The sequence below is a fragment of the Kitasatospora sp. NPDC054939 genome (assembly GCF_053610105.1).
Genome location: NZ_JBSGXP010000283.1, coordinates 1 through 3,284, shown reverse-complemented (window position 1 = coordinate 3,284; position 3,284 = coordinate 1). Strand labels below are relative to the sequence as shown.

Annotated in this window: 2 protein-coding genes and 1 pseudogene; 1 reads left to right on the top strand and 2 read right to left on the bottom strand. The window is 69.9% G+C overall.

The window, feature by feature from the left end; genetic code table 11:
• Window positions 1-293 precede the first annotated feature (293 nt).
• Window positions 294-1,112: an MBL fold metallo-hydrolase gene (locus tag ACWGB8_RS38230; protein WP_452218258.1), complete on the bottom strand. Its 819-nt coding sequence runs from the start codon at window positions 1,110-1,112 to the stop codon at window positions 294-296.
• Between the two features lie 114 nt (window positions 1,113-1,226).
• On the opposite strand from ACWGB8_RS38230, the gene ACWGB8_RS38225 reads away from it, so the two are divergent.
• Window positions 1,227-1,835: a helix-turn-helix domain-containing protein gene (locus ACWGB8_RS38225; RefSeq protein ID WP_452218257.1), complete on the top strand. Its 609-nt coding sequence runs from the start codon at window positions 1,227-1,229 to the stop codon at window positions 1,833-1,835.
• Between the two features lie 274 nt (window positions 1,836-2,109).
• Here ACWGB8_RS38225 and ACWGB8_RS38220 read toward each other — a convergent pair.
• Window positions 2,110-3,177: pseudogene (locus tag ACWGB8_RS38220) on the bottom strand (epoxide hydrolase family protein).
• Between the last annotated feature and the right edge of the window lie 107 nt (window positions 3,178-3,284).

Sequence of the window (3,284 nt, the reverse complement as noted above, 5' to 3'; positions counted from 1 at the left end):
TGTGCGCCGCCCAGGCCCGGCCGGGCCTGGGCGGCGCACCCGGGACCGTCTCGCGCCTTCCCTGGGGCACCGACCTTCGATCGATCACGACGTATCGGCCGGGAACGGGAGGTGCGGAATCCGCGGGCTGGCGTGGGCGGAGGCCGCCCGTGTGGACGGGAGTGCCGGGTACAGGCTTGGGATCCGGTGATGGTGGGTCCGCTTCCCCCGTGCGATGGGGGACGCACCGGGACGGGTCAGAAGTCCCGGTCGTAGTGCACGGTCACCGGGGCGTGGTCGGACCACCGCTCGGGTCAGCCGATCGGTGGTGCGAGGTACTCCAGCGCGTAGCCGTCGCCGGAGGGGGTCACGCGGGCGATGCCGGGTGAGTCAAGGTGGGCGCCGGCTACGTAGTGGTGGGGTCGGGTCAGTTGTTCGAGGAGGGCCGCTCGCGCGGTGCGGGCCTGGGTCTGGTTGCCGTCGAGCTCCCAGGACACGTTCGGCTGATCGAATTGGAGCGTGGGGACGTGGACGGTGTCGCCCCACACGAGGAGGTGGCCGGTGCTGCTCCTGATGTGGTAGACGGTGTGGCCGGGGGTGTGGCCGGGGGTCGGGACCGCGGTGGTCCAGTCGTTGATCGCGACCTTCTCCGACACGGGTACGACCCGGTCCCGGATCGGTTCGAGGCGCCCGGTGAACACCGAGGCGTCGCCCGCGCCGATCCACACGCGCTCCAGTGCGGCGAACGCCTCCGAACCGCCCGGTGCGATCAGGCCGCTCACGTGGTCTTCGTGTTTGTGGGTGATGGCCACATCGGTGACTTGCGCGCGGTCGATTCCCGCTTCGTCGAGCGCGTCGTAGATCAATCCCATGGTGGGGTCGTGCCAGGCGTCGGATGCGCCGGTGTCGATGAGGACCGACCGCGTGCCGTCGGTGACGAAGAAGGCGTTGACCGACAGTCGCAGGTTGTCGCCGGCCAGCGGGACGGCGGCCGGCAGCTCGTCGAGGGTGCGTCCGTCCTCGTTGCGGAGCCGTGTCGGCGGCATGTCGATGTACCCGTCTCGTAACGAGACCACTCGCAGATTGCCGAACTCGAACGTGGCATGGTGGCGGCCACTCGAAATCAAACGCATGAACCACTCCGTGGTGTTGGGCGCACGCCGCGCGTCTCTGATAGAAGATCAGATCTTCTTTAGGAGAGGACCTTACACTGTGGGCAGCGAGGCACACATCGATCGAGGAGCACGGTGGTCGGGCAAGACGGAAGAGCGGCCGAACCGCGGGGCGGTGACGACCTGGCCGGCGCGTTCGGCGGCAACGTGCGGCGACGCCGTGAGGAGGCGGGCCTGACGCTGGAGCAGCTGTCCGCACAGTCGTCGGTCAGCCGGGCGATGCTGTCCAAGGTCGAACGCGGCGAGAAGAGCCCGACGATCGGCATCGCGTTCAGGATCGCCCACGCGCTCGATGCGTCGCTCTCGGAGCTGGTCGGTGCGCCGGCTGCTGCCACGTCCGGTGTGGCCATCGCCATGCGCAAGAACGACCGCCCCGTCTTCCGTGACCCGGAAACCGGCTTCGAGCGGCACATCGTGTCGGCGGCCCCGGGCGCGGGACGAGCCGAGATGGTCGTCCACTACCTCCCCGCGCAGGTCTCCACCGGGCTGCTGCCCGCGTACCCGCCGGGTACGGAGAAACAACTCGTGGTGCTGAAAGGCACCCTCACCGTGGCGATCGGCGGGATCAGCGAGACCCTGGACACAGGCGACTCCCTGTTCTTCCAAGCCGATGCGGACCACGGCTTCGCCAACCGGACGAATGCTCCCTGCGAATACATCATGGTCATCTCGCGCAGGACCTGATCGGCCGCCTGACGCTGCCGCGACAGGCGGAGGCGCTCCCGCGCCGGGCGGCCACCGGCCGACGGCGCGGCTTCGTCCGCGAGTCCTGGTTCTGGTCCGGCTGACCCCCGCGAGCGCGGGGCCGACGAGCGGGCAACACCTGGGACCAGGTGAAACGTGGAACCTTGGGCAGACGTTCGGACATGCGGGCAGGACTCCTGGGGGGCGAGCGGTTCACGGGGGCGCGGGGGCTGGCGGCACAGCCCTGGTTCCTCGGGCACCGGGCGGTGGCGGTTCAGCGGACCAGCCGGAAGAACGCCCGGATGTCATCGACGAGCAGGTCGGGGGCCTCCACCGCGGGGAAGTGGCCGCCGCGGTCGAACTCCGACCAGTGCACCACGTCGTGCTCGCGTTCGGCGATGCGACGCACTCCCGGGTCACCGGGGAAGACGGCGACGCCGTGGGGCACCGTGGACGCGGTGGCGGCCGAGCCCCAGGACTTCACGCTCTCCTTGTACAGTCGGGCCGAGGAGGCGGCGGTGCCGGTCAGCCAATAGATGCTCACATCGGTGAGCAACTGGTCCCGGTCGACGGCGTCCTCGGGAAGCTCGTGGGCGGGGTCGGTCCACTCCTTGAACTTCTCCGCGATCCACGCCAGCTGTGCGGCCGGCGAGTCGGTCAGGCCGAACGCGACGGTCTGCGGCTGGGTGGCCTGGATGATCGCATAGCCGCTGCCGTCCTGGTCCTGCTACTGCCCGAGCCGCTCCAGTTCGACCGCCGACAATCCGTCGAACTCTGCCGGGTCGCCGGTCGGGAAGCCCAGTCCGCCGTTGACGTGCACCCCGGCGACGTTCCGGGGGCGACACGGCCGAGTTCGGGCGAGATCACGCCGCCGCTGTCGCCGCCCTGGGCGCCATAGCGCTCGTAGCCCAGACGCCGCATCAGCTCCGCCCAGGCTCGCGCGACCCGGGAAGGTCCCAGCCCGGCTGGATGCTCGGCCCGGAGAACCCGAACCCCGGGATGGAGGGAGCGACGACATGGAACGCGTCGGCGGGGTCGCCGCCATGGGCCCGCGGGTCGGTGAGCGGGCCGATGATCTTCAGAACTCGGCGACCGAGCCCGGCCAGCCGTGCGTGATGATCAACGGCGGTGCGTCGGGCTCAGGGGATCTCACGTGCAGGAAGTGGATGTTCTGCCCGTCGATCTCGGTGGTGAACTGGTCGAACCGGTTGAGCGCGGCCTCCTGCGCGCGCCAGTCGAAGTCGGAGCGCCAGTACTCGGCGAGTTCCCTCGCGTATGTGACCGGGACGCCGTAGGACCAGCTGACGCCGGACAGTTCGTCGGGCCAGCGGGTGCGCGCCAACCGCTCGGCCCATTACTGACTTCGGCGCTTCAAGGTGACGGTGGCGGAAGGTCGAGGGAGAGTCCGGTCGCGGCGAGGAAGCCGTCCAGGACGTCGGCGCGGTACTG